This window comes from Vibrio sp. MarTm2 (assembly GCF_027587055.1).
GTDB classification, from domain to species: domain Bacteria; phylum Pseudomonadota; class Gammaproteobacteria; order Enterobacterales; family Vibrionaceae; genus Vibrio; species Vibrio sinaloensis_D.
The window spans coordinates 793,734-815,662 of record NZ_JAPPTK010000001.1 but is presented as its reverse complement, the minus strand read 5'-3'; the positions used below and the strand labels follow the sequence as shown (position 1 = coordinate 815,662).

The 21,929-nt window shown below is 46.8% G+C and carries 18 protein-coding genes; 17 read left to right on the top strand and 1 reads right to left on the bottom strand.

Features of this window, described 5'->3' with window-relative positions:
* The first annotated feature begins 79 nt into the window (after positions 1–79).
* The 14 genes from rsmH (at position 80) to lpxC (ending at position 16,614) form a co-directional block, all read left to right on the top strand.
* Positions 80–1,030, top strand: coding sequence for a 16S rRNA (cytosine(1402)-N(4))-methyltransferase RsmH (rsmH, locus tag OH458_RS03805; RefSeq protein WP_269977318.1), 951 nt, complete (start codon positions 80–82; stop codon positions 1,028–1,030).
* A 6-nt stretch (positions 1,031–1,036) separates the two neighbouring features.
* Positions 1,037–1,354 carry a cell division protein FtsL gene (gene ftsL, locus OH458_RS03800; protein WP_039483530.1) on the top strand — a complete coding sequence of 106 codons (318 nt, stop codon included), beginning with the start codon at positions 1,037–1,039 and terminating at the stop codon, positions 1,352–1,354.
* Positions 1,351–3,078 (top strand): penicillin-binding transpeptidase domain-containing protein, encoded by a 1,728-nt coding sequence (locus OH458_RS03795; protein WP_269977317.1) that lies wholly within the window; start codon positions 1,351–1,353, stop codon positions 3,076–3,078. The genes ftsL and OH458_RS03795 overlap by 4 nt, the downstream gene beginning before the upstream one ends.
* 12 nt (positions 3,079–3,090) lie before the next feature.
* On the top strand, positions 3,091–4,575 hold the full coding sequence (gene murE, locus OH458_RS03790) for a UDP-N-acetylmuramoyl-L-alanyl-D-glutamate--2,6-diaminopimelate ligase (RefSeq protein WP_269977316.1): 1,485 nt from the start codon (positions 3,091–3,093) through the stop codon (positions 4,573–4,575).
* Positions 4,572–5,930, top strand: coding sequence for a UDP-N-acetylmuramoyl-tripeptide--D-alanyl-D-alanine ligase (locus OH458_RS03785; protein ID WP_269977315.1), 1,359 nt, complete (start codon positions 4,572–4,574; stop codon positions 5,928–5,930). Before murE ends, OH458_RS03785 begins: the two co-directional genes overlap by 4 nt.
* Positions 5,927–7,009: a phospho-N-acetylmuramoyl-pentapeptide-transferase gene (gene mraY, locus OH458_RS03780; protein ID WP_005476334.1), complete on the top strand. Its 1,083-nt coding sequence runs from the start codon at positions 5,927–5,929 to the stop codon at positions 7,007–7,009. The genes OH458_RS03785 and mraY overlap by 4 nt, the downstream gene beginning before the upstream one ends.
* Positions 7,010–7,024: 15 nt before the next feature.
* A complete protein-coding gene (gene murD / locus OH458_RS03775; RefSeq protein ID WP_269977314.1) occupies positions 7,025–8,350 on the top strand; it encodes a UDP-N-acetylmuramoyl-L-alanine--D-glutamate ligase in 1,326 nt (441 codons plus the stop codon).
* Positions 8,351–8,388: 38 nt separating this feature from the next.
* Positions 8,389–9,588 (top strand): cell division protein FtsW, encoded by a 1,200-nt coding sequence (gene ftsW, locus OH458_RS03770; protein WP_269977313.1) that lies wholly within the window; start codon positions 8,389–8,391, stop codon positions 9,586–9,588.
* Positions 9,575–10,636, top strand: coding sequence for an undecaprenyldiphospho-muramoylpentapeptide beta-N-acetylglucosaminyltransferase (gene murG, locus OH458_RS03765; RefSeq protein WP_269977312.1), 1,062 nt, complete (start codon positions 9,575–9,577; stop codon positions 10,634–10,636). Before ftsW ends, murG begins: the two co-directional genes overlap by 14 nt.
* 12 nt (positions 10,637–10,648) lie before the next feature.
* The gene (murC, locus tag OH458_RS03760) at positions 10,649–12,109 is read left to right on the top strand and encodes a UDP-N-acetylmuramate--L-alanine ligase (protein WP_038190823.1); all 1,461 of its coding nucleotides are present in this window, start codon (positions 10,649–10,651) and stop codon (positions 12,107–12,109) included.
* A gap of 185 nt (positions 12,110–12,294) precedes the next feature.
* Positions 12,295–13,077, top strand: coding sequence for a cell division protein FtsQ/DivIB (locus OH458_RS03755; protein ID WP_038139674.1), 783 nt, complete (start codon positions 12,295–12,297; stop codon positions 13,075–13,077).
* The gene (gene ftsA / locus OH458_RS03750) at positions 13,070–14,332 is read left to right on the top strand and encodes a cell division protein FtsA (RefSeq protein WP_005476324.1); all 1,263 of its coding nucleotides are present in this window, start codon (positions 13,070–13,072) and stop codon (positions 14,330–14,332) included. Before OH458_RS03755 ends, ftsA begins: the two co-directional genes overlap by 8 nt.
* A gap of 30 nt (positions 14,333–14,362) precedes the next feature.
* Complete coding sequence (gene ftsZ / locus OH458_RS03745; RefSeq protein WP_269977311.1) at positions 14,363–15,595, top strand: cell division protein FtsZ; 1,233 nt, start codon at positions 14,363–14,365, stop codon at positions 15,593–15,595.
* A gap of 101 nt (positions 15,596–15,696) precedes the next feature.
* Entirely contained in the window at positions 15,697–16,614 is a 918-nt protein-coding gene (lpxC, locus tag OH458_RS03740; protein WP_269977310.1) for a UDP-3-O-acyl-N-acetylglucosamine deacetylase, read from the top strand.
* Between the two features lie 51 nt (positions 16,615–16,665).
* On the opposite strand, the gene OH458_RS03735 is transcribed toward lpxC, so the two are convergent.
* Complete coding sequence (locus OH458_RS03735) at positions 16,666–17,130, bottom strand: DUF721 domain-containing protein (protein WP_039476696.1); 465 nt, start codon at positions 17,128–17,130, stop codon at positions 16,666–16,668.
* Between the two features lie 341 nt (positions 17,131–17,471).
* Here OH458_RS03735 and secA point away from each other — a divergent pair, with 341 nt between their 5' ends.
* From secA to dapB, 3 genes are all read left to right on the top strand, one after another.
* Complete coding sequence (secA, locus tag OH458_RS03730) at positions 17,472–20,201, top strand: preprotein translocase subunit SecA (protein WP_269977309.1); 2,730 nt, start codon at positions 17,472–17,474, stop codon at positions 20,199–20,201.
* Between the two features lie 156 nt (positions 20,202–20,357).
* Positions 20,358–20,777 (top strand): 8-oxo-dGTP diphosphatase MutT, encoded by a 420-nt coding sequence (mutT, locus tag OH458_RS03725; RefSeq protein WP_269977308.1) that lies wholly within the window; start codon positions 20,358–20,360, stop codon positions 20,775–20,777.
* Positions 20,778–20,849: 72 nt separating this feature from the next.
* A complete protein-coding gene (gene dapB / locus OH458_RS03720) occupies positions 20,850–21,659 on the top strand; it encodes a 4-hydroxy-tetrahydrodipicolinate reductase (protein WP_005473506.1) in 810 nt (269 codons plus the stop codon).
* Positions 21,660–21,929: the final 270 nt, after the last annotated feature.

Here is a 21,929-nt window from a genome sequence, read left to right as displayed (position 1 = left end):
GCTAGTGGTGGCGATACGCCATTAAATCAGTACACTGGAAAGTCCGAATTCGTCAATGCGTCAGCCACATGAGATAACTATGACCGAAGCATTTAAACACATATCTGTACTCCTCCATGAATCCATCGATGGTTTAGCGATTAAACCAGACGGTATTTACATTGATGGTACATTCGGTCGAGGTGGTCACAGCCGTACAATTCTGTCTCAACTGGGTGACAATGGCCGCCTTTACAGTATTGATAGAGATCCTCAGGCCATCGCTGAAGCAGCAAAAATTGATGATCCTCGTTTTACCATCATTCATGGTCCATTTTCTGGAATGGCAGAGTATGCCGCTGAGTACGGACTTGTGGGTCAAGTTGATGGCGTATTGCTTGATCTCGGTGTCTCGTCTCCTCAGCTTGATGATGCAGAGCGTGGCTTTAGCTTTATGAAAGATGGCCCGCTTGATATGCGAATGGACCCGACGTCGGGGATTCCGGTTTCACAGTGGCTGATGGAAGCGGATCTTGATGATATCACTTGGGTAATCCGTGAGTTTGGTGAAGACAAGCATGCTCGACGTATTGCTAAAGCGGTCGTGGCGTACCGTGAAAACGAAGAAAATGAGCCGCTCACGCGTACAGGTCAATTAGCGAAATTAATCTCTGACGCTGCACCAAAGAGTTTTAAAGAGAAAAAGCATCCAGCGACTCGCGCATTCCAAGCGTTTCGTATTTACATCAACAGTGAGCTAGAAGAAATTGATACCGCGCTAAAAGGGGCGGCAAGCATTTTGGCTCCTGAAGGTCGTTTATCGGTGATCAGTTTCCATTCTCTGGAAGACCGTATGGTGAAGCGTTTTATTCGAAAAGAGAGCAAAGGTCCTGAAGTGCCACACGGCATTCCAATGACCGAAGAACAAATCAAAGCACTCGGCAGCGCCAACATGAAGCCGATCGGCAAAGCCATCAAACCATCCAAGAATGAAGTGGAAGTGAATGCACGCTCACGAAGCTCTGTGTTACGTATTGCTGAAAAACTGTAATTTCCAATGAGCAAGCCTGCGCCTAATCTCGCTAAAATTATCGCACTCGATCTGATTACGGTAGGTCGGGTGCCGTTGGTTTTGTTGGTGCTTATTTTTGCCAGTGCAATGGGGGTTGTTTTTACCACTCACCACACCCGTCAGGCGATCACAGAAAAAGACCAAGCGTTAATGGAGCGGGAACGTTTAGACAATGAGTGGCGCAACCTGTTGTTAGAGGAAACCGCTCTAGCTGAACATAGCCGAGTTCAAGCGGTTGCTAAGCAGGAGCTCGAAATGATGCGTCCTGAATCAGACAAAGAAGTCATTATTCAACTCCCATGAGCAAAAAGAAAGTCACCCCCGCTAAAACTTCAGAAGTGAGTCAACCTCCAACGCTTATACGTTGGCGATTTAACCTTGTGCTTTGCTGTGTTTTTATCGCGTTTTCGGCTTTGGTGGGGCGCATTGCTTATATCCAAATTATCGAACCAGACAATTTGATCAAGCAGGGTGACTTACGCTCTGTTCGTGCAAAAACGTTGCACTCAGCCCGTGGTATTATTTCCGATCGCAATGATGAACCACTTGCTGTCAGTGTGCCCGTTGAAGCGGTTTGGGCCGATCCTGTGACCATCTTTAAAGAAGGTGGATTGAGTGACATCGACCGTTGGCATGCACTTGCCGACGTTCTTGGCATTAAACGCGGTGAATTGATCGAGAAAATCAATCGCAACAAGAAGCGTCGCTTTATTTATCTTCAGCGTCAGGTGAGTCCCGCGATGGCGCACTATATTCGAGAACTGAGACTCGCAGGGGTTGGCTTAAAAGCAGAATCTCGTCGCTATTATCCTGCCGGTGAAGTTAGTGCCCACCTTGTCGGAGTGACGGGTATTGATGGTCATGGTCTTGAAGGGGTAGAGAGAAGTTACGACAAGTGGCTCACCGGAGAGGCGGGCAAGCGCATTATCCGTAAAGATCGCTATGGACGCGTTGTTGAAAACATCTCACTGGAAGAACGTGAAGAGGGTAAACCTCTAAAATTGACCATCGATCAACGTATCCAAGCCATCGCTTATCGAGCGATTAAGCAGGCGGTTGCGGATTATCGCGCGACTTCTGGCTCTGTGGTTATCCTCGATGTGAAAACTGGCGCTGTATTAGCCATGGTTAACGCACCTTCCTATAACCCTAACAATCGTTCTGATTTGCAATCGGCAAAAATGCGCAACCGTGTTATCACCGATGCCTTCGAGCCGGGCTCCACGATTAAGCCTTTTGTTGTGTTGGCGGCGCTTGAAAATGGTGTTGCAGACGATGATACCGTGATTGATACCGGGAATGGCATCATGCAAATTGGTGGCAGCCGCGTACGTGATACTTCTAAGGTGGGCAAAGCCGATCTGACCACTATCCTTAAAAAGTCGAGTAACATTGGTGTCGCGAAACTGGCGCTTGATATGCCGTTAGAGGCTTTATTAGGAATGTACAGCTCGGTGGGTTTTGGTGAAGTATCGGGTCTTAACTTGGTTGGTGAGACTCAGGGTATTTTCCCTAATCGCCGCCGCTGGTCTAAATTTGAAATCGCGACGCTCTCGTTCGGTTATGGTCTCACCATCACTCCACTTCAGCTTGCCCACGCTTATGCGACATTAGGCAACTTTGGTAAATACCAGCCTATTCACATTATTGAAAATAACGACCAAGACTTCTCAAGACAGGTGATTGACAGTGACAATGCCCACAAGGTTCTTGCTATGCTTGAGACGGTCACTCAACCTGGCGGTACCGCAACCAAAGCGGCAGTACCAGGGTATCGAGTCGCAGCTAAAACTGGTACCTCAAGAAAAGCGATAGCGGGCGGCTATGGTGATGAATACTTTGCCTATACCGCAGGAGTCGCTCCTGCAAGTGACCCGAGAGTGGCACTGGTTGTCGTGGTTAATGAACCACAAGGTGACAACTATTACGGTGGCTCGGTGGCTGGCCCCGTTTTTTCAGAGATTTTAAAAGGCACGCTGCAAATATTGAATGTGGCGCCTGACGAAAACAGATTTAAAGAAAATTAATAGAGACGCTTTATGTCAAAACCGATCGCATTATCGACATTACTTGCGCCTTGGGTGGATATCTCAGCCCATGAGTTCCATGACATGGTTATTTCAAACCTAGAGTTGGATAGCCGTAAAATCACCGAGGGCACAACGTTTGTTGCCATCAAAGGTCACGCTGTAGATGGTCGACGTTTTATTGAGTCAGCCATCAATCGCGGTGCTAACGCTGTGATTGCACAATCGTGTGAACGTCATCCTCAAGGTGTTTGCTCTACAGAAAGCCGCGTGCCTGTCATTTATATTGATCAGCTCGATCGCAATCTTTCTGCGCTAGCGTCACGCTTGTATACGCTTGGTGACATGAAACTCGTCGGTGTGACGGGGACAAACGGTAAAACAACGATTACGCAAATTATTGCGCAGTGGCTAAATCTAGTCGGTAAGCGAGCAGCCGTATTAGGTACTGCGGGTAATGGTTTTTTAGATGCACTTCAACCTGCGGTTAATACGACAGGGAGCGCAATTGAAATTCAACACACATTGGTGTCGATAGAGTCTCAAGGTGCAGACTATACGGCGATGGAAATCTCTTCGCATGGTTTGGTTCAAGGTCGCGTAAAAACACTGCCTTTTGCCGCTGGTGTGTTTACCAATTTAAGCCGAGATCATCTTGATTACCACGGCACGATGGAAGAGTACGAGCTAGCTAAACGCTCTCTATTTACCGAGCATCAGTGTGGTAAAGCGATCATTAACGTTGATGATCAAGTGGGTGCTAAGTGGGCAGAGCAATTACTGGATGCGATTCAAGTCTCTCTTCAACCATTGTCGAGCACTAATGCCGTCTTTGCTTCCCAAGTTGATTACTCAGAGTCGGGTATCTCACTCGCATTTTCTGGCTGTTTTGGTGATGGTCAGTTTAGCGTGCCGCTAATCGGTGAATTCAATGCGAATAATGTACTAGTCGCCTTTACCACGTTGCTGGCGTTGGGAATCGATAAACAGCAACTCATCGAGACGGCAAAACAACTCACTCCCGTCATCGGACGTATGGAGTTATTCCACAACGAAGGTAAAGCTAAGGTCGTCGTAGATTATGCGCATACGCCTGATGCTCTAGAAAAAGCACTGAAGGCGCTGAGAGTACATTGTCACGGCAAACTATGGGCGATCTTTGGTTGTGGTGGCGACCGCGATACCGGAAAGCGTCCAATGATGGCTGAGATTGGTGAGCGACTTGCTGATCATGTTGTATTAGCTGACGACAATCCACGTAGTGAATCGCCGAGTGCGATTGTGGATGACATGCTCGCAGGCATGCGCAATCCGGAGCGAGCAATCGTTGAACACGATAGATTTAAAGCGCTGCAATATGCGCTAGCCAATAGCGAGGTTCACGATATTATCTTGCTTGCGGGGAAAGGTCATGAAGACTACCAAGTGCTCGCCAATGAAACCGTTCACTATTCTGATCGCGAATCAGCTCAGCAACTTTTGGAGCTTAACCAATGATTAGTTTGATGTTATCTCAGTTGGCAGATGAATTAGATGCGCAGTTGGTTGGCAATGATGCAGCCATCAATGCGGTCTCAACAGATACGCGTACGATTGAACCTGGAGCACTATTTGTGGCCTTGGTCGGAGAGCGTTTTGATGCTCACGATTTTGCGTTGAATGCGGTAGAAGCGGGAGCGACCGCTTTATTAGTGAGCCGAGCGCTAGACACGCAAACACCGCAGCTGCTTGTCAAAGACACGAAGGCCGCTCTTGGTCAGTTGGGCAAATTTGTTCACCACGTCTGTCAAACTCCGACCGTTGCCATCACCGGCAGTTGCGGCAAAACCACGGTCAAAGAGATGGTTGCCAGCATTATGATGAACAAGGGCCAAGTCTTGTTTACGGCTGGCAATTTCAATAATGACATCGGGGTTCCACTCACACTCCTGCGCTCCACTCCAGAAGACGATTTTGCTGTCATCGAGTTGGGTGCGAACCATATTGGTGAAATTGCCTACACTACTCAGCTAGTTAAACCTGATGTGGCTTTAGTGAATAACGTTGCTGCGGCGCACCTAGAAGGCTTTGGCTCAATGGATGGGGTGAAGCAAGCCAAGGGTGAGATCTATCAAGGGCTAGCCCCAGGTTCCGTCGCCATTGTCAATTTAGACAGTAACGGTGGAGAGTACTGGCAAGCGGTTCTCGCGGATAAGCAGGTCAAAACATTTTCTGTGTTAGATTCTTCTGCTGATTATTTTGCTCATAAGATTACGATGAACAACGCTGGTGAGGCGTCATTTGAGCTCGTCAGTCCGATGGGGGGCTTTGAGGTTGAGCTAGGCATTATCGGTCAACACAATGTGGCGAATGCGCTGGCAGCAACGGCACTGGCGTTTGAGTTGGGAGCGTCAATTGAGATGGTTCAGTCTGGGTTACGCCATCTGGCAAAAGTGAAAGGCCGTGTCGAATCTATCGCTTTAACGGAAAAAATAACGCTGATTGATGACAGTTACAATGCCAGCGTACCCGCTATGAAAGCCGCTGCAGACTTGTTAGGCAGCTTTACAGGTGTTCGTTGGTTAATTTTAGGCAATATGGCTGAGTTGGGGGACGAAAGTCTTGCACTTCATCGCCAAGTCGGGGAACATGCTGCCCCATTCAAATTTGAACATGTGCTGACTTATGGCGCTGATGCGAGAGCAATCAGTCAACAATGCCAAGGGACGCACTTCGATACTCATGACGCTATGATTGAGTTTATTAAGCAGCAGCTACCGTTGCACGATTGCGCGCAAACCTTGTTGGTTAAAGGTGCGAACAGTGCCGGAATGAGTAAGATTGCCGCTGCTTTAAAGGAGATGTATTCATGATCATTTGGCTTGCAGAGCTGCTCCAGCCATATTTTTCGTTTTTCCGCTTGTTCGAATACCTGTCGTTTCGAGCCATTGTCAGTGTCTTGACGGCTCTGGGTATCTCTTTATGGATGGGACCGAAAATGATTCGCCGCTTGCAGATGCTGCAAATTGGTCAGGTTGTTCGCAATGAAGGACCAGAGTCGCACTTTAGTAAGCGCGGTACACCGACAATGGGCGGTATCATGATTCTGGCAGCGATTGTGACCACTGTTCTACTTTGGACCGATTTATCTAACCCTTACGTATGGGCAGTGTTGGCGGTATTAATTGGCTATGGTGCTGTCGGCTTTGTTGATGATTACCGCAAGGTCGTGCGAAAGAACACTGATGGCTTAATTGCTCGTTGGAAATACTTCTGGCAGTCGGCAATTGCGTTAGTTGTTGCGTTTGCTCTGTACGCACATGGGAAAGATACCGCTGCAACTCAACTTGTGGTTCCCTTTTTCAAAGAGATCATGCCGCAACTCGGTTTGATGTATATCGTACTGACTTACTTTGTCATCGTGGGTACCAGTAATGCGGTTAACTTGACGGATGGCTTAGATGGTTTAGCGATTATGCCTACAGTCCTAGTATCAGCAGGCTTTGCCGCTATTGCTTGGGCGACGGGCAATGTCCAGTTCGCCAATTATCTTCATATTCCCTACATCCCTCAAGCGTCAGAGTTAGTTGTGGTGTGTACTGCCATTGTGGGTGCTGGTCTTGGTTTCTTATGGTTCAACACCTACCCAGCGCAAGTGTTCATGGGCGATGTCGGCTCACTAGCATTGGGCGGAGCGTTGGGCACGATTGCGGTGTTAGTACGTCAAGAGTTTGTTCTTGTTATCATGGGCGGTGTTTTTGTGATGGAGACATTGTCGGTGATTCTGCAAGTGGGCTCTTATAAACTGCGTGGTCAACGCATTTTCCGCATGGCACCGATTCATCATCACTACGAGTTAAAAGGTTGGCCGGAGCCGCGTGTTATCGTGCGTTTTTGGATCATCTCCATTGTGCTTGTTTTGGTTGGTTTGGCGACGCTAAAAGTACGTTAAGGATAGAAACACGATATGACCATGGACCGCTGGCAAAATATTGAAAGTGTCGTCGTAGTAGGGCTCGGTATTACCGGGCTCTCTGTCGTTAAATACCTCGACAAATTGCCTCACTCTTTAACGATCAAAGTCATCGATACTCGCGATAACCCACCCGGTCAGGAATCACTTCCTAGTGGCGTGGAGTTACATTCAGGCAGTTGGAACACTGACTGGCTCGTTGATGCCGATTTGGTTGTTGCTAACCCAGGGATTGCGTTAGCAACACCTGAAATTCAGTTGGCGCTAGCTGCTGGTGTACCAGTTGTCGGTGATATCGAGCTTTTTGCATGGCAGGTGGATAAACCTGTGATTGCGATTACTGGCTCAAATGGTAAGAGCACGGTCACAGACTTAACCGGCGTCGTTGCGAAAGCGGCGGGGTTAAAAGTCGGTGTAGGAGGCAATATTGGCGTTCCTGCATTGGATTTATTAGCGCAAGAGGCGGATTTATACGTCCTTGAACTGTCGAGCTTCCAACTTGAAACGACGTCTAGTTTATCGCTGAAGGCCGCTGCGTTTTTGAATCTCTCCGAAGACCATATGGATCGCTATGATGGTATGGAGGGTTATCGCCAAGCGAAGTTGAGAATCTTCGATCATGCTGACGCGTGCATTGTAAACGCGGATGATAAAGCGACATACCCGGATGTGGGCGATAAAAAACTTATTGAGTTCAGTCTCAACGGTTCGGCTGACTATCATTTGGCTGAGCATCAGGGGCAAGAGTTCTTGTTTCAAGGTTCGGCACCGATTATGCCATCCAGTGATTTGACGTTAGTTGGCCGACACAACATAGCGAACGCGTTAGTGGTGTTAGCTTTGCTCTCTCAAGTCAACGTTGACCTCTCCTCAGGTTTAGATGCGCTAAAGTCTTACAACGGTCTGACACATCGCTGCCAAGTTGTTGCTGATAATCAAGGCATTAAATGGGTCAATGATTCGAAAGCGACGAATGTAGCCAGCACACTGGCTGCGCTTTCTGGTCTTTCGCTGCAAGGTAAACTCTATTTGTTGGTTGGCGGTGTCGGTAAAGGAGCAGACTTTTCTGAACTGGCACTGGTACTAGAATCACTTAATGTTCAACTATGTTGCTTTGGCGAAGATGGTTCCCAGTTTATGCCGTTGCACCCTAGCGCAAAAGATTTTGACAACATGGAAGCGATCGTGGCGTGGATTAAGCCTCAACTGCAAGCTGGTGATATGGTATTGCTGTCTCCGGCATGTGCGAGTTTTGATCAGTTTAGTAATTTTATGGCTAGAGGTGATGCATTCACTGAGCTAGCGCTTCGTTACTCGTAAGCATTACCCTGAGCGATTAAGTCGACACATTAAATGATATGCAGATAAACAACCCTTTTGCCAGCATCAAACGCTGGATTACCACAGCATCACCGGAAGTCTTGTACGACAGGCAGTTGGTCTGGATCTCGTTGGGCCTGATGCTGACTGGGTTGGTGATGGTGACATCTGCGTCATTTCCGATCAGTTCTCGCTTAACTGATCAGCCGTTTCATTTCATGTTCCGACATGCGATCTTTTTGTCTTTGGCTTTGTGTGTCGCGACCGTTGTCATACAGGTCCCTCTAGAGCGATGGCTGAAGTTCAGTATGGCATTGCTGCTTATCTCCGTGGGTTTGCTGTTTGTGGTGCTTGTCGCGGGTAAATCAGTCAACGGCGCTTCACGTTGGATTCCTTTAGGGTTATTTAACCTCCAGCCTGCCGAGGTCGCTAAGCTCTCATTGTTCATCTTTATGTCCGGCTATCTGGTACGTAAGAATGACGAGGTGCGTTCGAGCTTTTTTGGTGGCTTTATAAAACCGATCATTGTCTTTGGCACGTTAGCGGTTCTATTACTGCTCCAGCCTGACTTGGGCACAGTGGTCGTCATGCTTGTCACCTTATTCGGCATGCTCTTTATCGCTGGCGCGAAAATGACTCAGTTCCTCGCGTTAATGGTCGTTGGTCTAGCCTCGGTTGCTGCACTGATCTATTTCGAACCTTATCGTTGGCGGCGGGTAACGTCCTTTGCCGATCCATGGGAAGACCCGTTCGGTAGCGGCTACCAGTTGACGCAATCACTGATGGCATTTGGACGAGGAGAATGGTTCGGTCAAGGCCTCGGTAATTCAATCCAAAAGCTGGAATATCTACCGGAAGCGCATACCGACTTCGTGTTTGCCGTACTCGCGGAAGAGATGGGTTTTGTTGGTGTCGTCCTTGCTTTAGTACTGATCTTTAGCTTGGTCACCAAAGCGATTTTGATTGGCCGCAAAGCATTCGAATGCCAGCAATTGTTCGGTGGTTATTTAGCATTTGGTATTGGAATTTGGTTTGCTTTTCAAACCTTAGTCAATGTTGGCGCCGCTGCGGGCATGGTTCCTACCAAGGGATTAACACTACCTTTAATTAGTTATGGTGGTTCGAGTTTGATCGTCATGTCCGTTGCCGTATCGATATTGTTGCGCATTGACCATGAATGTCGATTGATTAGCCAAGGCAATGATGAAAAACAGTTAGAGAATGATGAAAAAGAATAAACGTTTAATGGTGATGGCGGGTGGAACCGGGGGGCATGTCTTCCCTGGACTGGCTGTTGCCAAACAGCTGCAGTTGCAAGGATGGGAAATTCGCTGGCTTGGCACTGCGGACCGGATGGAGGCTGATCTGGTCCCCAAACATGGCATTGAGATCGATTTTATCCAAGTAAAAGGTCTACGAGGTCAAGGTATTGGTCGGCTGATTAAAGCACCATTTCAAATCATAAACGCGATTATGCAAGCCAAGGCGCATATGAAACGATGGAAGCCTGACGCTGTGCTCGGTATGGGTGGATATGTCAGCGGTCCTGGTGGCGTCGCTGCTTGGTTACTTGGTATTCCAGTTGTTTTGCATGAGCAAAATGCGGTCGCAGGATTGACAAACCAATGGTTGTCTAAGATCGCAAAGCGCGTCTTTCAGGCTTTCCCTGGGGCTTTTCCTAAGGCTCCGGTTGTTGGCAATCCCGTACGCGAAGATGTTGTCGCGATAGATCCACCAACGAAGCGCATGGTTGAGCGTGATGACGACATTCGGATATTGGTCATGGGGGGAAGCCAAGGTGCTCAGATCCTCAATCGCACCATGCCTGAAGTGATGGCCAAGCTTGGAGATGGTTATCAAATTCGTCATCAGGCGGGGAAAAACAATCATCAAGAGGTATCTCAAGCTTATCAGCAGCAGAGCGTTACACATGCGCAAGTGGTTGAGTTCATCGATGATGTCGCCGAGGCTTATGAGTGGGCAGACCTTCTCGTTTGTCGTTCAGGCGCGCTGACCGTTTCAGAAGTTTCTGCGGCGGGAGTGGGTGCCATTTTTATCCCGTTTATGCACAAAGACAGACAACAAGCTTTAAATGCTGACCACTTAGTAGAATGTGGCGCAGCAAAAATGATTGAGCAGCCAGAGCTCACCGTCGAAAAGCTAGCTATGCAGATCCGCTCTTTGGATCGAGATGCGTTAGTGACGATGGCGACAAAAGCTCGTGAGGCCGCTAAGTTAGATGCAGACAAAGTGGTTGCTGAGGCCATTGTCGCACTAACAAAATAACGAGAAATATTCATGACAGTTCAACATACACAAGATTTGGCTCAGATTAGAGCAATGGTGCCAGAGATGCGCCGCGTTAAATGCATCCACTTTATCGGCATTGGTGGCGCGGGGATGAGTGGAATTGCTGAAGTTTTGCTAAACGAAGGCTATCAAATCTCAGGTTCAGACATCGCAGAGAATCCGGTCACTGACCGACTTACTCAGAAAGGCGCAACGGTATACATTGGTCACGCAGAAAAAAACGTGGCACAAGCCAGTGTTGTCGTCGTATCGACCGCGATTAACGAAGAAAATCCTGAAGTCATTGCGGCACGCGCTGCACGTATCCCTATTGTCCGCCGAGCTGAAATGCTTGCCGAGTTGATGCGCTTTCGTCACGGCATCGCTGTTGCTGGTACACACGGAAAAACCACAACAACGGCACTCGTGACACAAATCTACTCAGAAGCAGGCTTAGATCCTACGTTTGTGAATGGCGGGCTTGTAAAGAGTGCGGGAACGAATGCGCGTCTGGGCTCTAGTCGTATTCTGATTGCTGAAGCGGATGAGAGTGACGCTTCGTTTCTCCACTTGCAGCCGATGGTCAGTATCGTAACCAATATTGAAGCTGATCATATGGACACTTACGGCGGCGATTTCGAAACGCTCAAGCAAACCTTTATCGACTTCCTACATAACTTGCCATTTTATGGCCAAGCCATTGTGTGTATCGACGATCCCGTTGTGAGAGAATTAGTACCTCGCATTAGCCGACAAGTGATTACCTATGGTTTCTCAGAAGATGCGGACGTGCGTATCGACAATTATCGCCAAGAAGGTCAGCAAGGGAAATTTACCGTCATTCGTGAAGGAAAGGCGGACCTTGAGATTACTCTCAATATTCCAGGTCGTCATAATGCATTAAATGCTTCAGCAGCAATTGCTGTGGCAACGGAAGATGATATTTCTGATGAAGCAATCTTAAATGCGATGGCTGGAACACAAGGTACGGGGCGTCGCTTCGATCACTTAGGCGAATTCGAAACGGGTAACGGTAATGCGATGCTGGTGGACGATTACGGGCATCACCCAACAGAAGTCGACGTTACGATCCAAGCTGCACGTAATGGGTGGGAAGACAAGCGCCTAGTGATGATTTTTCAGCCTCATAGATACAGTCGTACTCGTGACCTCTATGATGACTTTGCCAACGTGTTGGAGCAGGTTGATGTGTTGATCATGTTGGATGTCTACTCTGCCGGCGAGAAACCCATTGCGGGCGCGGATGGCCGTGCGTTATGTCGAACGATTCGTGGACGTGGAAAACTCGACCCAATATTTGTTCCCGATAGTCAGTCATTACCCTCCGTGCTTGCTAATGTGCTACAAGATGGTGACCTAGTACTGACGCAAGGTGCGGGAGATGTCGGTAAGGTGGCGAAACAGCTCGCGGCTTTTGAGTTAAATATCGATAAGATGCTTAACGCCTAGTAGGAAAGTCAGGTTTTTGGGTATTTGACACACTTATTGCATTTTAAGTGGTGATTTCTCAATATCAGTGTTTGATACTTTTAATCTCACCAGTATAATCCGAAGGTTAAAGTAAGTGCTTTTGCCCCTTTATACGAAATGAGATAGGGAATCGATCAGCGAGCTAACGGCAAGGACTATGGACTTTGATTAAAAGTGCTTTTAATGAAGGCCCTCGTTTAACTTCGAGTCCTCTAGTCAAAGAGCATGCCTTTGGGGCGAGCTTTTTACTGGTGGTCTTATTGTTAATAGGCTCTCTCCTTTACTCGACCGTTTCTTGGATGTGGGATGATCAACGTCTGCCATTGTCCAAAATCGTACTTCAAGGCGATTTGCATTACGTCTCTGCCAATGATGTCCAATTCGCTTTTTCGCGCTTGGAACATGTAGGCACATTCATGTCGCAGGATGTGAATGTGCTGCAAGACGTAGCCGAATCTATTCCTTGGGTATCTCATGCTTCAATCCGTAAACAGTGGCCAGACACCGTAAAAGTGTTTCTGACTGAGCACAAAGCCGAAGCGATTTGGAATGGAAATAGTCTGCTCAATAGCGAAGGTCTGCTGTTTAACGGTGACTTAGGTCAAGTTGAAGGGGAACGCGTCAAGCTTTACGGACCAGAAGGGACAAACGAAGAAGTATTGTCAGTATGGCGAGAGCTTGAACCGAAGTTTGAGGCACTGAGTTTATCGATTACCTCACTGGTTCTTAATGATCGAAGAGCGTGGCAAGTTATCTTGGATAATGGCATCCGCTTAGAGCTCGGTAAAGAATCACTTGAAGAGCGAATCGAACGCTTTTTTGCGTTGTACAAGAATTTAGGTAGTGCAGCTGAAAGAGTGAGCTACATAGACCTCAGGTATGATACGGGAGCTTCCGTTGGATGGTTCCCTGAACAAGAGTTAGAACAAGAGAATACAGATGACTAAGACCGCTGATGACAACATTATTGTTGGTCTTGATATAGGCACTGCAACCGTATCGGCTCTGGTAGGTGAAGTATTGCCTGATGGTCAAATTAATATAATTGGTGCCGGAAGTAGCCCATCTCGAGGGATGGACAAAGGTGGAGTGAACGATCTTGAATCGGTGGTTAAATCGGTGCAAAGAGCGGTGGATCAAGCAGAGCTTATGGCGGAATGCCAGATAAGCAATGTGTTCATCTCTATCTCTGGTCGTCACATTGCGAGCCGTATAGAAAAAGGCATGGGAACCATCTCTGATGAGGAGGTCTCTCAAGAAGATATGGATCGAGCTATCCATACCGCAAAGTCGATCAAAATTGGTGACGAACAGCGCATTTTGCATGTTATTCCACAGGAATTCACCATCGATTACCAAGAAGGAATCAAAAATCCACTAGGTTTATCAGGAGTACGTATGGAAGTTAGCGTGCACCTGATCTCTTGCCACAATGATATGGCGAGAAACATTATTAAAGCGGTTGAGCGTTGCGGACTCAAGGTTGAACACCTTGTATACTCAGGCTTGGCGTCAAGTAATGCAGTGATCACTGAAGATGAGCGCGAACTGGGCGTATGTGTTGTTGATATCGGTGCTGGTACTATGGATGTCTCCATATGGACAGGCGGAGCGCTGAGACACACTGAAGTTTTCTCGTATGCTGGTAATGCAGTAACGAGTGACATTGCATTTGCATTCGGCACTCCAGTAAGTGATGCTGAAGAGATAAAAGTAAAATACGGCTGCGCGTTAAGCGAGCTAGTTAGCAAGGACGATACGGTTAACGTTCCAAGTGTTGGAGGACGACCTTCCCGCAGTTTGCAAAGACAGACTTTGTCGGAAGTGATTGAGCCTCGCTACACCGAGCTTATGGGATTGGTTAACCAAACTATTGATTCTGTTCAAGAAAAGCTACGTGATGATGGTATTAAGCATCACTTGGCTGCTGGCGTTGTACTGACAGGCGGCGCAGCGCAAATTGAAGGGTTGGTAGAGTGTGCGGAGCGAGTGTTCCGCAACCAAGTTAGAGTCGGTAAGCCTTTAGAGGTCAGCGGCCTGACAGATTACGTTAAAGAGCCGTATCATTCTACGGCGGTTGGTTTACTTCATTACGCGCGTGACAGTCAAATTAATGAAGATACTGAATACAACGAGCCCGCTCGTGCTTCAGTAACTGGATTATTTGGTCGTTTGCGTAATTGGATACAAAAAGAGTTTTAACCTGAGCAGCAGGAAAAACGGAGATAACACATGTTTGAACCGATGATGGAAATGTCTGACGACGCAGTAATCAAAGTCGTTGGGGTTGGTGGCGGTGGCGGTAATGCCGTTGAACACATGGTACGTGAGTCCATCGAAGGTGTTGAGTTCATTAGTATTAATACTGATGCTCAGGCGCTTCGTAAAACCAGTGTGAATAGCGTTATTCAGATTGGTGGCGATATGACCAAAGGACTTGGTGCAGGTGCAAACCCTCAAGTAGGTCGTGACGCAGCTCTCGAAGATCGCGATAGAATTAAAGATGAGCTCGATGGTGCCGATATGGTATTTATCGCAGCTGGTATGGGTGGTGGTACTGGTACAGGTGCTGCTCCAGTGATTGCGGAAGTCGCAAAAGAGCTGGGCATCTTGACTGTAGCAGTGGTTACTAAACCATTTAGCTTCGAAGGTAAGAAGCGTCTTGCATTTGCTGAGCAGGGTATTGAAGAACTTTCTAAGCATGTGGACTCATTAATCACGATTCCTAATGAGAAACTTCTGAAAGTACTGGGTCGCGGTATTACCCTTCTTGAAGCTTTTGCCAGCGCGAATGATGTACTGAAAAATGCGGTTCAAGGTATTGCAGAGCTAATTACTCGTCCTGGTATGATCAACGTCGACTTTGCAGACGTTCGTACCGTGATGTCGGAAATGGGTCACGCGATGATGGGCAGCGGCGTTGCTAAAGGTGAAGACCGAGCAGAAGAAGCTGCAGAAATGGCAATTTCTAGCCCGCTTCTAGAAGATATCGATCTGGCTGGTGCACGTGGCGTACTTGTGAACATCACTGCAGGCTTGGATATGCGTCTAGATGAGTTTGAAACTGTGGGTAACACAGTTAAAGCGTTCGCTTCTGACAATGCAACTGTGGTTATTGGTACATCACTTGATCCTGATATGGCGGATGAAATTCGCGTAACAGTGGTTGCGACTGGTATTGGTAACGAGAAGAAACCAGATATCACGCTAGTTGCTGGCGGTAAGGCGAAAGTTGCTCCAGTAGCACAGCCTCAAACTCAACCACAAGCGGCACCGGCACCACAAGCAAGTGTCAATAAAGTGGAAGAAAAACCGGCACCAACTTTGCATGAGAAACCTCAGGTGAATCCGCAACCGACGACAACACCAACAAGTTCTGGTGCAGGTCAAAGTGCAGCACCTAAGGCAGACAAAGAAAGCGGTTATCTCGATATTCCAGCATTCTTACGTCGTCAGGCAGATTAATCAGTTACACTATAATTTGACAGTGTTCAAAATTATGGTAGCATACGCGGTCAATATCGATTATTGACCGTCATTTGTGGCATTTTACTGAGGCAAAGTAGATGATCAGACAACGTACTCTGAAAGAAATAGTGAAAACAACTGGTGTGGGACTCCACTCTGGTCGTAAAGTCACGCTTACTCTTCGCCCTGCCGCTGCAAACACTGGTGTAATCTACCGCCGCACAGACGTCAATCCTCCTGTTGATTTCCCTGCTGATGCGATGTCAGTACGTGACACCATGTTATGTACTGCTTTAGTTAACGATGAAGGCATTCGAATCTCAACCGTTGAGCACCTAAATGCGGCGCTTGCGGGAATGGGAATTGACAACATCATTGTAGAAGTCGATGCTCCTGAAATCCCGATTATGGATGGCAGTGCGAGTCCGTTCGTCTTCCTACTACAGCAAGCGGGTATTGAAGAGCAAAACGCACTTAAACGTTTTATTCGAATTAAAAAGCCAGTTCGCTTTGAAGATGACGATAAATGGGCAGAATTCCTTCCATTCGATGGTTTTAGAATGGACTTTGAGATTGAATTCAACCACCCAGCTATTGACTCAGAAGAGCAGCGCTTGTTGTTTGACTTCTCTTCTAAAGGGTTTGTGAAAGAAATCTCACGTGCACGCACATTTGGTTTCATGCGAGATATTGAGTACCTTCAATCACAAAACCTTGTGTTGGGTGGTAGCTTTGATAACGCGATCGTGCTCGATGAATACCGTATTCTGAATGAAGAAGGTTTGCGCTTCGAGAATGAATTTGTAACGCACAAAGTTCTTGATGCGATTGGTGATCTTTACATGTGTGGTCATCCAATCATCGGTGAGTTCCGAGCGTTCAAATCCGGTCATGGTCTTAACAACCAATTGCTTCGTGCAGTACTGGCTGACCAAGAAGCGTGGGAGTGGGTCACATTCGAAGAAGATGCGACATCGCCGGTTGCGTTTGCAGAACCAAATATGGTTTTAGCATAACCCCTTATTACAGTGAAAAAGCCAGACGTTTGTCTGGCTTTTTTGTGCCCGCTATTCAGGCTTTTTGTTTGCTAATTTTGCAAGGCTCTCGAGTCTTGCTTTTACTTTTGGCGATGCGCCATCGGCAATCATTGCTAAGTATTGGGCTGCGGTTTCAGAGATAGGATCGCGTTTTTTTGAGGCCTGCTCGTCGTTAGATAACTGACGAGAACGGTAGAGCTCAGGGTTAATTTGCACACTAACTGCCATTAATCTGGCGAATCCTCTAGAGCGGAGTTGGTTTAGGATGGATAAACGCTCGTAGTCGATCTTCATTTTGATCGCAGCACTGGCGACTTCTATCACCAATTGACCATCACGAATATTTGCCACACGGCAATGATCTTCCGTTCCTCGCGGTAAGATCGTTTTTAGTTCTTTGTTGATCATCATGATCTCTTTTGCGTGCTGTTGCAGCTGAGAGAGACGAGATTCTGCTAATATTTCGTCGCCAAGGGTTGGACGGTGATCTCTCATGGTGAACCTCTTATCATGCTATTAGAGACATTTTAGTGAATGAGTTTCTAGGAAGATAGCGAAATCTCTTTTATCTTGATGCTATATGCCGGGCAAACTTCCATCATATAACTCGAAAAAATAAAGAGTGCTTCAAACAAATCACCTTGTTATTGGTTGTTGCTAGCAAAATTTCATACACTAAGCGCCACTTATCGATACACAAGCCTTGAAATCTATAGTTCTCATCACAATATCTGAGGAAAGTGATTTATCTCAGTATTCTTAGTTCAAAACTGTTAGAGACTGAAGGCATTAAAAGTAGATCGGGCCCGATCTGAATAAAGAGAGATTCATAGCAAATGATAACTAAGCTACTGACAAAGGTAATTGGCAGTCGCAATGACCGAACACTGCGCCGCCTGAGAAAAATTGTAAAAGAGATCAATAATTACGAGCCAACGTTTGAAGCGTTGAGTGATGAAGAATTAAAAGCCAAAACTGTTGAATTCCGTCAGCGCTTAGAACAGGGTGAGACCCTAGATAAACTACTACCAGAAGCATTTGCTACTGTTCGTGAAGCATCAAAACGTGTTTACGGCATGCGTCACTTTGATGTTCAGCTTATAGGCGGTATGGTTCTTAACTCTGGTCAAATTGCAGAGATGCGTACCGGTGAAGGTAAAACGCTAACCGCTACACTACCAGCCTACTTAAATGCGCTACCAGGTAAAGGTGTTCATGTCGTAACCGTGAACGACTACCTTGCAAAGCGTGATGCCGAGACAAACCGTCCACTATTTGAATTCTTAGGTATGACCGTTGGCGTAAACGTGCCAAATATGCCACCTCAAGAGAAAAAAGAAGCGTACCAAGCAGATATCCTATACGGCACAAACAACGAGTTTGGCTTTGATTACTTACGCGATAACATGGCCTTCCGTGCTGAAGATCGCGTTCAACGTGAGCGTTTCTTTGCTGTCGTGGATGAGGTGGACTCGATTCTAATTGATGAAGCTCGTACGCCACTGATCATCTCAGGCCCTGCTGAAGATAGCTCAGATCTTTATACGCGTATTAACACCCTTATCCCTAATCTTCAGCAACAAGACAAAGAAGATTCAGAGGAATATCGTGGTGATGGTCACTACACGGTGGATGAGAAATCTAAACAAGTTCACCTTACTGAAACAGGCCAAGAGTTTGTTGAAGAGCTAATGGTTAAAAATGGTCTGATGGAAGAAGGGGACACTCTTTACTCTCCTGCGAACATCAGCCTATTGCACCATGTAAACGCTGCATTACGTGCGCATGTGTTGTTTGAAAAGAACGTTGACTACATCGTCAATGAAGAGGGTGAAGTAGTCATCGTTGATGAGCACACCGGTCGTACAATGCCTGGACGTCGCTGGTCTGAAGGTTTACATCAGGCGGTAGAGGCGAAAGAAGGCGTTAAGATTCAAAATGAAAACCAGACGCTAGCATCGATTACTTTCCAGAACTACTTCCGCCTCTACGAAAAACTGTCTGGTATGACGGGTACCGCGGATACAGAAGCGTTTGAGTTCCAATCGATTTACGGCCTTGAAACGGTAGTTATTCCTACCAACAAGCCGATGATTCGTGACGATATGCCAGATGTGGTTTATCGTACTGAAGCTGAGAAGTTCGACGCTATCATCGAAGATATTAAAGAGCGCGTTGCTAAAGGTCAGCCTTCGCTAGTGGGTACGGTTTCTATTGAGAAGTCAGAGTTACTATCAAACGCGCTTAAGAAAGCGAAGATCAAGCACAACGTCCTAAACGCTAAGTTCCACGAGCGCGAAGCGGAGATTGTTGCTGAAGCGGGCACACCAGGTGCTGTAACAATCGCAACGAACATGGCTGGTCGTGGTACGGATATCGTACTAGGTGGTAGCTGGCAAGCGAAAGTTGAAGCGCTACAAGACCCTTCACAAGAGCAAATTGATGCGATCAAAGCTGAATGGAAAGTCGTCCATGATCAAGTCCTAGATGCTGGTGGTTTACATATTATTGGTACAGAGCGTCACGAATCACGTCGTATCGACAACCAGCTACGTGGTCGTTCTGGTCGTCAAGGGGATGCTGGCTCATCTCGTTTCTACCTCTCAATGGAGGACTCTTTGTTACGTATCTTCACCTCAGATCGTATGGCGAGCTTAATCCAAAGTGGTATGGAGCAAGGTGAAGCGATTGAGTCTAAGATGCTATCTCGTTCGATCGAAAAAGCTCAGCGTAAAGTGGAAGGTCGTAACTTCGATATTCGTAAACAGTTACTTGAGTACGATGATGTTGCGAACGACCAACGTAAAGTGGTTTACGAGCTTCGCGATGAGCTGATGAGTGTTGAAGACATCAGTGAAATGATCGATCACAATCGCCAAGACGTGCTTACTGCGGTAATTGATGAGTATATTCCACCGCAGTCATTAGAAGATATGTGGGATATCGAAGGGCTGCAAGAGCGCTTGAAAAACGACTTCGATCTTGATGCGCCAATCAAGCAATGGCTTGAAGAAGATGACAAGCTTTACGAAGAAGCGCTTCGTGAAAAAATCATCACTACTGCAGTTGAGGTATACAAGCAGAAAGAAGAAGTGGTTGGCGAGCAAGTGCTACGTAACTTCGAGAAGTCTGTGATGTTGCAAACCCTCGACACGCTTTGGAAAGAGCACTTGGCGGCAATGGATCATCTTCGCCAAGGTATTCACTTACGTGGCTACGCGCAGAAGAACCCGAAACAAGAGTACAAACGTGAGTCGTTTGAACTATTTGAAGGTTTACTTGATGCATTGAAGTCTGATGTGATTACAATTCTTTCTAAAGTGCGTGTTCAGCAGCAAGAAGAAGTTGAGCGCATGGAAGCTCAACGTCGTGCGCAAGCAGAAGAAGCTGCTCGCCGTGCTCAAGCGCAGCATGCTGCCGCTGAAAACCAGTTGGCAGATAGCGATGAATCTTCTGAAGGGGCTCATCAGCCAATGGTTCGTGAAGAGCGTAAAGTTGGCCGTAACGAGCCTTGCCCATGTGGTAGCGGTAAGAAGTATAAGCAGTGCCACGGCAAAATCGCATAAGGTTTGATGAATCGTTGCTGTAATGCATAGCTTCATGCAAACTTATAAAACTAATTAAGAGTCGCTTAGGCGGCTCTTTTTGTATCTAATGGTTATCTCAGAAAAATAGTCAGCCACAGTACAGGGCATGACAATGGTTAGTAAATAGGAAGTCTGATGAAACGAATTCATATCGTGGCAGGTATTATCTTTAACCAAGATAAGTCACAGGTGTTTATTACAAAACGACCAGATGACAAGCATAAAGGCGGCTTTTGGGAGTTTCCAGGTGGTAAAGTTGAACCCGAAGAAAGTGTCGAGCAGGCCATGGTACGTGAGCTTGAGGAAGAAATTGGGATTGTGACTACTCAGCAACAGCCATTTGAACATTTAGAGTTCGATTATCCAGAAAAATCTCTTAAGTTCGATTTCATTGCCGTGACTCAGTTTGATGGTCAACCCTATGGACGTGAAGGACAGGAAGGGTTATGGGTGAAAATCTCTGATTTGGCTCAATATGCATTCCCTGAAGCGAATGTGCCAATTCTTGAGCGAGTGATTCGCGAGTATTCTGAGCTGGAAAAAGATACCCTCTAGCCAGTCTCTCATATTACTGTTAGTTTTAACCAATACGAACAAGAACACAAATTCGAAAATGGAGAAGATGCAATGGTACGTATTGCAATTGCAGGAGCAGCGGGTCGAATGGGTCGCAATTTAGTGAAAGCGACTTATTTAAATCCTCAGTCTGAAGTTGGAGCAGGATCAGAGCGTCCTGAGTCATCATTGGTTGGCGTCGACATTGGTGAACTTTGCGGAGAAGGAAAATTTGATGTCTTCCTGACCGATGATTTAGCAAAAGATATTGAACGTTTTGATGTCATCATCGACTTCACAGCGCCAGTAAGCACGTTGGCAAACCTAGAGCTTTGCAAGCAGCATGGGAAGAGCATTGTCATTGGTACAACCGGATTTACGGAACAAGAACGCGAAATTATTGACCAAATTGCTCAAGATGTCCCGGTCGTGATGGCGCCGAATTATTCTGTTGGTGTGAATCTAGTCTTCAAGCTGTTGGAGAAAGCTGCAAAAGTGATGGGCGACTATTGTGATGTGGAAATCGTTGAAGCGCATCATCGCCATAAAGTCGATGCACCCTCTGGTACTGCTATTGGCATGGGCGAAGCGATTGCCGGAGCGATGGGTAATAAATTGAGCGACGTCGCAGTATATGCCCGTGAGGGGATTACTGGTGAGCGTACGAAAGACGAAATCGGTTTTGCTACCATTCGAGCTGGTGACATTATTGGTGAGCATACCGCTATGTTTGCTGATATTGGCGAGCGAGTTGAAATTACTCATAAAGCAACAGACCGAATGACATTTGCCAATGGTGCGGTGAAGGCGGCGGTGTGGCTAAACGGCAAGCAGCCAGGTTTCTACACCATGACCGATGTACTTGGACTCAATGACCTCTAAGTTCCGACTCTTTACCACTTCTTATCAAGAGTTGTTGTCAAAATAAATAATTATGCGTCGGGCTTGCCCGGCGCTTTTTGTATCTATTGATAACACTGGTCAATATTAACAGTGTTATGTAGGATAAAAAACCTTGCCTTTTCTTGTTATTGTTGGTCTTTGGTGTTCTTTTCGTGGTTAGTTGCTCAAAAAAAACTGTTTTCTTTAGAGGTGGATCGTTTGCTTAAAATGTTCAAGGAAAAGTGTGAGCTCAGATATGCTCAAAAATCA

Bases quoted from the DNA above. Each gene is read 5' to 3' on its own strand.
- rsmH (WP_269977318.1), top strand. From the start codon at position 80: ATGACCGAAGCATTTAAACACATATCTGTACTCCTCCATGAATCCATC.
- ftsL (WP_039483530.1), top strand. From the start codon at position 1,037: ATGAGCAAGCCTGCGCCTAATCTCGCTAAAATTATCGCACTCGATCTG.
- OH458_RS03795 (WP_269977317.1), top strand. From the start codon at position 1,351: ATGAGCAAAAAGAAAGTCACCCCCGCTAAAACTTCAGAAGTGAGTCAA.
- murE (WP_269977316.1), top strand. From the start codon at position 3,091: ATGTCAAAACCGATCGCATTATCGACATTACTTGCGCCTTGGGTGGAT.
- OH458_RS03785 (WP_269977315.1), top strand. From the start codon at position 4,572: ATGATTAGTTTGATGTTATCTCAGTTGGCAGATGAATTAGATGCGCAG.
- mraY (WP_005476334.1), top strand. From the start codon at position 5,927: ATGATCATTTGGCTTGCAGAGCTGCTCCAGCCATATTTTTCGTTTTTC.
- murD (WP_269977314.1), top strand. From the start codon at position 7,025: ATGACCATGGACCGCTGGCAAAATATTGAAAGTGTCGTCGTAGTAGGG.
- ftsW (WP_269977313.1), top strand. From the start codon at position 8,389: ATGCAGATAAACAACCCTTTTGCCAGCATCAAACGCTGGATTACCACA.
- murG (WP_269977312.1), top strand. From the start codon at position 9,575: ATGAAAAAGAATAAACGTTTAATGGTGATGGCGGGTGGAACCGGGGGG.
- murC (WP_038190823.1), top strand. From the start codon at position 10,649: ATGACAGTTCAACATACACAAGATTTGGCTCAGATTAGAGCAATGGTG.
- ftsA (WP_005476324.1), top strand. From the start codon at position 13,070: ATGACTAAGACCGCTGATGACAACATTATTGTTGGTCTTGATATAGGC.
- ftsZ (WP_269977311.1), top strand. From the start codon at position 14,363: ATGTTTGAACCGATGATGGAAATGTCTGACGACGCAGTAATCAAAGTC.
- lpxC (WP_269977310.1), top strand. From the start codon at position 15,697: ATGATCAGACAACGTACTCTGAAAGAAATAGTGAAAACAACTGGTGTG.
- OH458_RS03735 (WP_039476696.1), bottom strand. From the start codon at position 17,130: ATGAGAGATCACCGTCCAACCCTTGGCGACGAAATATTAGCAGAATCT.
- secA (WP_269977309.1), top strand. From the start codon at position 17,472: ATGATAACTAAGCTACTGACAAAGGTAATTGGCAGTCGCAATGACCGA.
- mutT (WP_269977308.1), top strand. From the start codon at position 20,358: ATGAAACGAATTCATATCGTGGCAGGTATTATCTTTAACCAAGATAAG.
- dapB (WP_005473506.1), top strand. From the start codon at position 20,850: ATGGTACGTATTGCAATTGCAGGAGCAGCGGGTCGAATGGGTCGCAAT.